The organism is Tabrizicola sp. (assembly GCF_041911175.1).
In the GTDB taxonomy this organism is placed as follows: Bacteria; Pseudomonadota; Alphaproteobacteria; order Rhodobacterales; family Rhodobacteraceae; genus Tabrizicola.
In genome coordinates this window covers 1-5953 of sequence record NZ_JAYRPN010000069.1, presented here as the reverse complement: position 1 = coordinate 5953, position 5953 = coordinate 1, and the positions used below count along the sequence as shown (strand labels likewise).

General features: G+C 68.7%; 6 protein-coding genes. 3 read left to right on the top strand and 3 right to left on the bottom strand.

Features of this window, described 5'->3' with window-relative positions:
- The 3 genes from ACE3P6_RS08870 to ACE3P6_RS08860 form a co-directional block, all read left to right on the top strand.
- Positions 1–346: hypothetical protein (locus tag ACE3P6_RS08870; RefSeq protein WP_374393898.1), on the top strand; the 346-nt coding region annotated here is incomplete at its 5' end.
- Between the two features lie 46 nt (positions 347–392).
- On the top strand, positions 393–1052 hold the full coding sequence (locus ACE3P6_RS08865) for a response regulator transcription factor (RefSeq protein WP_374393896.1): 660 nt from the start codon (positions 393–395) through the stop codon (positions 1050–1052).
- Positions 1052–2401 (top strand): ATP-binding protein, encoded by a 1350-nt coding sequence (locus tag ACE3P6_RS08860; protein WP_374393894.1) that lies wholly within the window; start codon positions 1052–1054, stop codon positions 2399–2401. The genes ACE3P6_RS08865 and ACE3P6_RS08860 overlap by 1 nt, the downstream gene beginning before the upstream one ends.
- 17 nt (positions 2402–2418) lie before the next feature.
- Here the strand turns inward: ACE3P6_RS08860 and ACE3P6_RS08855 are convergent, their stop codons facing one another.
- Genes ACE3P6_RS08855 through ACE3P6_RS08845 form a run of 3 tightly spaced genes read right to left on the bottom strand, consistent with a single transcriptional unit; the run spans position 2419 to position 5833 of the window.
- Entirely contained in the window at positions 2419–3663 is a 1245-nt protein-coding gene (locus ACE3P6_RS08855; protein WP_374393891.1) for a glycerate kinase, read from the bottom strand.
- Positions 3660–4664 (bottom strand): LacI family DNA-binding transcriptional regulator, encoded by a 1005-nt coding sequence (locus ACE3P6_RS08850; protein WP_374393890.1) that lies wholly within the window; start codon positions 4662–4664, stop codon positions 3660–3662. Before ACE3P6_RS08850 ends, ACE3P6_RS08855 begins: the two co-directional genes overlap by 4 nt.
- A complete protein-coding gene (locus tag ACE3P6_RS08845; protein WP_374393888.1) occupies positions 4664–5833 on the bottom strand; it encodes a dihydrodipicolinate synthase family protein in 1170 nt (389 codons plus the stop codon). Before ACE3P6_RS08845 ends, ACE3P6_RS08850 begins: the two co-directional genes overlap by 1 nt.
- Between the last annotated feature and the right edge of the window lie 120 nt (positions 5834–5953).

Here is a 5953-nt window from a genome sequence, read left to right as displayed (position 1 = left end):
GGTCTGGGCGAACGGCGGCGAGCCGATCGAGGCCCGTGCCTTCGATGCTGGCGGGCTGTATTACCGGATCGTCCTGAAAAAGCCGGACGGAGCGATCGTCAGCGTCATCATCGACGCGAGCACCGGCACCGAGGTCCCCAAGGACTCTGCCATCGGGACCGAGGTGTCCGCCGCCGCCGAAAAGGGCGCGAAGTCGAAAGGCAAGAGCGCAACCGCAGGGTCAAATGGCAAGGCCAACGGCAAAGGCAACGGGAATGGCAATGGCAATGGCGGAGGGAACGGCAACGGGAACGGGAACGGGAACGGCGGCGGAAATGGCAATGGCAATGGCAACGGAAAGAACTGAGACGCGCCTTAATTGTTGCCCAATCTGCTGATAATCCTTCCCGACCATGCGAATTCTGCTTGCCGAAGACGAAGTGGTCCTGAGCGACCAGATCAGGAAGCTCCTCGCTGCCGAGGGTCGGATCGTCGATGTCGTGCATGATGGGCAGGAAGCCTGTTTCCGCGGCGCGACCGAACCCTACGACATGATCATCCTCGATATCGGCCTGCCGCTGCGGGACGGGATCTCGATCCTGAAGGAATGGCGCAGCACGGGGGTGGCGACTCCGGTCCTGATCCTGACGGCGCGGGATGGCTGGTCGGACCGGGTTGACGGGCTGGATGCGGGCGCAGACGACTACCTGACCAAGCCCTTCCACCTGCCGGAACTGGCCGCACGGGTGCGCGCGACCCTGCGGCGCAGCGCAGGGCTGAGCAGCCCGCTGTTCGAACGCGACGGGGTGGTGTTCGACACCCGGCACGGTCGTGCGACGCTGAACGGAGTGCCGGTCGACCTGACCGCGCAGGAAGTCGCGGTGCTGTCCTACCTGATCCACAATGCCGGGCGGCTGATTTCGCGGACTGAATTGTCCGACCATATCTACGAATACGACGGCGACCGCGATTCAAACACGATTGCCGTCTTCATCAACCGCCTGCGCAAGAAGCTGGGACCGGACCTGATCCTGACCACGCGCGGGCGCGGATACATGATCGACGCCGCGTGATGCTGTCCCTGCGCCAGCGCGCCTGGATCAGCGGCGGCCTCGCGGCCCTGGTGTCGCTGACGGTCGGGGTGCTGCTGCTGTATTCCTTCCTGAACCAGCGCGAACTGGCCCGTTTCGACCAGGCGCTGTTCGAACGGCATACCCAGATCGTCGTGGCGCTGAATTCGGTGCCGGACGATCCGGCGCGGCTGGGCGACCTTCTGTTCGACCCGCAGTATCAGGCGCCGTTCTCGGGGCGCTACTGGCAGGTGACGGGGCCGGACGGGGCGATCCACACCTCGGCGTCACTGCTTGACGCGACACTTCCCGCCGCGACCCCGGCAGGCACCACCCTGTCCATCGGGGACGGCGCCAGCCCCGAGGTCGAGGAGGTGAGGATCGCCGAGCAGGTGATCACGCTGGAGAACGGCAGCGCCTGGACCGTCGCGGTGGCGGAAAGCCTGGCGCAGCTGAAGGCAGAGCGCAGCGATACCCGGCGCAGCCTGGTGCTGGCCTTCGCGCTGGTCACGGTGATCGGCCTTGCCAGCGTGCTGGTGCAGACGGCGGCGATCACCCGGCCGCTGGACCGGCTGCGGCGCGACGTGGCACAGCGCTGGGAGCGGGAAGAGGAGTTGAGCGAGGCCGACTACCCCGAGGAGGTCGCGCCGCTGGTGGCGGACATCAACGGTCTTCTGCAGCGCAACCGCGAGATCGTCAGCCGGTCGCGGCGGCAGGCGGCGGACCTTGCCCATGCGCTGAAGACGCCAAGCGCGATCCTGCGCAACGAGCTGACCGTGCTGGCCGAAGGTGCGCAGGACATGACCAGGGCGCTGGACGCGCTGGACCGCGTGGATGCCCAGCTTGGCCGGTCACTGGCGCGGTTGCGAACGGCGAATTCCGGCGAGGCGACGCAGGCGAAAACCGATCTCAGCCATACGGTCGACCGGTTCGCGCGCCTTTTCGACATGATGGCCCGACGCGACGGCAAGCGCTTTTCCGTCACGCAGGACCCGGGGCTGACGGTGCGGATGGATCCGCAGGACTTCGAGGAAGTGCTGGGCAACCTTCTGGACAATGCGCTGAAATGGTGTCTGTCGGCCGTCACCCTGAGCGTGCGGAAGCGGACCGGCGGCGTCGAGGTTCTGATCGAGGACGACGGGCCGGGCATCCCCGAGGCAGACCGGGCCGAGGCGATGCTCTCGGGGACGCGGCTTGACAGGTCGACGCCGGGCAGCGGGCTGGGGCTTGCCATCGCCAGCGACCTTCTTCAGGCCTACGGGGCGACGATCGCGTTGGAGCACAGTGCGTCGCTGGGCGGGCTGGCCGTGCGGGTGATGCTGCCGCAAAGGCGGGCGCGCCCATCGAAATGACCTGCCCCGGCGCGGGATCAGCCGGGCGGCTGGATCAGGATCGCGCGGAAGTCGTTCACATTGGTCAATGTCGGGCCGGTGACGACCTGGCTTCTTGCGCGGGCGAACCATGTGTGGGCGCCGTTGCGGGCAAGCGCCTCGGTCGCGCCGGTCGTCTGCAGCGTGTCGGGGCCGATCACGGCGCCTGCGACCTCGGCGGCGCCGTCGACGCCATCGGTGTCGCAGGCGAGGGCGTGGATCTGCGGGTGGCCGTCCAGGGCAATGGCGAGGGCGAGGCAGAATTCCGCGTTGGGTCCCCCTATCCCGTCGCCTTGCCGTGTCACGGTCAACTCGCCGCCGGAGAGAAGGAGGATCGGCTTGTCGCCGGGGTTCAGGCCGGCGGCCAGGGCGATGGCTTTTGCGGCCTGTTCGCGGGCGATGTCGCGCGCCTCGCCTTCAAGGCTGTCGCCGAGGGTTCGGACATCGCAAAGCGGGGCGGCGAGATCGGCGGCGGCGGCGAGGGACTGGGCCGGGGCGGCGTAGATCACGTTCTCGGTGCGCGCAAGGCGCGGGTCACCGGGCGGGACGACGCCGGACCGGGTCAGGGCGGCGCGAGCGGAGGGCGGCACGGGGATGGACCAGCGGTCGAGGATCGCGCGGGCGTCCCCGGGGGTGGTGGCGTCGCCGACGGTCGGACCGGAGCCGATGAAGGCGGGATCGTCGCCGGGGACGTCGGAAATCATCAGGGCAAGCATCTTCGCGGGATAGGCGGTTGCCGCGATCTGGCCACCCTTCACCCGGGAGAGGTGTTTCCGCAGGGTGTTCATCGCCGAAATCGGCGCACCGGAGGCAAGGAGGGCTGCATTGACCTGCTGCTTCTCGGCCAGCGTCATGCCGTCTGCGGGGGCGCAAAGGAGCGCGGAGGCGCCGCCGGATATCAGGGCGAGGACGGTGTCGTCTTCGGTCAAGCCGTTGAGCAGCGCGAGCATCCGCCTTGTGGCATCGACCCCGGCCTGGTCGGGGACCGGATGGGCGGCCTCGACGATCTCGATCCCCCGGCAGGGGCGACCGTAGCCGTAGCGGGTGATGACGAGGCCTTCGCAGGGACCCCATGCAGCCTCGACCGCCTCGGCCATGCGGGCGGAAGCTTTCCCGGCCCCGATCACCAAGAGGCGGCCTTGCGGCTTTTCGGGCAGGAAGCGGGCCAGCGAGCGCATGGGGTCGGCGACCTCGACGGCGCGGTCGAAGAGGCGGCGGAGGAAGGCGGCGGGGTCCGGGATCATCTGGCTTGGCTCGTCGCGCGGGGGATCAATGTGACGGGTGTAATGGTTTCCGGCGGCGGGCGATGGTCTTCTTCCAGCCATTTCAGCACCGTTTCCGCCATCTGCCGCCCGAAACCGGCGATGTCACAGCGGACGGAGGAAAGCGTGGGGAAGACCTGGGCGCAATCCTCGATGTCGTCGAAGCCGACGATCTTCAGCGAGGTGCCGACCGCACGACCGAGTTCCGCACAGCCGGTGAGGAGGCCGAGGGCGGTGAGGTCGTTGAAGCAGAGCACGGCGTCGACGGCGGGGTGATCCTGCGCGAGACGGCGGGCGGCCTCGCGCCCGAAGGCGCGGCCGGGACGACCGGGGAGGTGGAGGGGCGTGAGACCGTGGGCGGAGAGGGTGGCAAGGTAGCCGGACATGCGCAGTTGCGTGACGGCGCGGCCTTCGAGGCCACCGACGAAGGCGATGCGGCGTGCGCCTTGGGCCAGCAGGTGTTCGGTGGCGAGGCGCGAACCGGTCGGGTAGTCGGGTGCGGCGAAGGGGAAGCGGGCGTTGTCCGCGACCTGGCGCAGGACCTGCAGCGCGGGGACATTGGCGCGGGCGATGGCGTCGAAGGTTGCGGCCTCGTCGCCATAGGCGGGCGAGACGATCAGGGCGGAGACCCCGTGTTCCAGCATCGCGCCGACGACCTGCGCCTGCAGGGCGGGGTCTTCGTCGGTATTGGCAAGGACGGTGGCATAGCCCCGTGCGGAGAGCGCCATCTGCAGCGAGGTGGCGAATTCGGTGAAGAAAGGGTTGCGCAGGTCGTTGATCACAAGGCCGATCAGGCCCGCATTGGCCGAGCGCAGGTTGGCGGCGGCGCGGTTGTAGACGTAGCCGAGTTCAGCCATCGCCCCTTTGACCACGTCGCGGGTTTCCGGTTTGACCAGCGGGCTTTGTTGCAGGACGAGGCTGACGGTCGACTTGGAGACCCCGGCGAGGGTTGCCACGTCGATGATCGTCGGCCGCTTGTCCATCAGCTTTGGTCGATCCCGTGCAGCGCGAGGAGGGTCTTCATCCGCGCTTCTGCCAGATCGGGGCGGGAAAGCAAGCCTGCCTGGTCGGCGAGGCGGAAGACCTGGGAAAAATGGGTGATGTCGCGGCTGGATTGGAAACCCGCGGGCATGATGAAGTGCGTCTGGTGGCCGTTCAGCCAGGCGAGGAAGGCGATCCCGGCCTTGTAGAAGCGGGTGGGGGCGCGGAAGATCTCGCGGCTGAGAGGGACGGTGGGGGCGAGGAGGCGGTGGTAGGTGGCATGGTCTTCGAGCGCGAGGGCCTCGAGGGCCTGGGCGGCGGCGGGGGCGATGGCGGCGAAGATGCCGAGAAGCGCGTGGGAGTGGCGGGTGCCGTCGCCTTCGATCAGGGGGGCGTAATTGAAGTCGTCGCCGGTGTAGAGGCGGACGCCTGCGGGGAGGCGGGCACGGAATTGCTCTTCGTGCGATTGGTCGAGGAGGGATATCTTGATGCCGTCCACCCTTGCGGGGTTCTCGGCGATGAGATTGAGGACGAAATCGGTGGCCTTGTCGGTGTCGGTGGTGCCCCAGTAGCCGGTGAGGGCGGGGTCGAACATGGGCCCAAGCCAGTGCAGGATCACCGGCTGGGCGGCCTGGTCGATGAGGCGGCGGTAGACGTGGCGGTAGGTCGCTTCGGTGGCGCCGATGGCGGGGAAGGCGCGGGAGGCCATCAGGATGAGCTGGCCGCCTGCGGCCTCGATCGCTTCGGCCTGGGTCGTGTAGGCGGCGAGGATGGCGTCAGGGGTGGTGAGGTCCTGCGGGGTCTTGTGGTCGGTCCCTGCCCCACAGGCGACACGGGGATTGGCGGGGTGCGCCCTGGCGGCGCGCATGGTGCGCTGGATGAGGTCCAGCGCCGTGGGCCAGTCGACGCCCATGCCGCGTTGGGCAGTGTCCATCGCTTCGGCGAGGTGGAGGCCCTGGTCCCAGAGCTGGCTCCGGAAGGCAAGGGTCGTGTCCCAGTCGACGGCGGGTCCGGTGTCCCAGGGGTTTCGCTCGTGCAGCGGGTCCGAGACAACATGGGCGGCTGCGAAGGCGGTGCGGGTCAGGGGCAGGCTGGGCGCGCGCGGGGTGAGGGGGGTGCCGGTGAGGCGGTAGGGTTCGAGGCGGGCGTCGGTGGGGGGGAGGGTCAGCATGGGCGGGGTCCTCGGGCGGGGTCTGAATGGAGCGCTGGCGCGCGAGCCTTTCCTCTCGCCGTCGGGCTTGCGCCTCCTCCTCGGGCCGTTGGGGGCGCTTCGCCCCCCAAACCCCCAGAG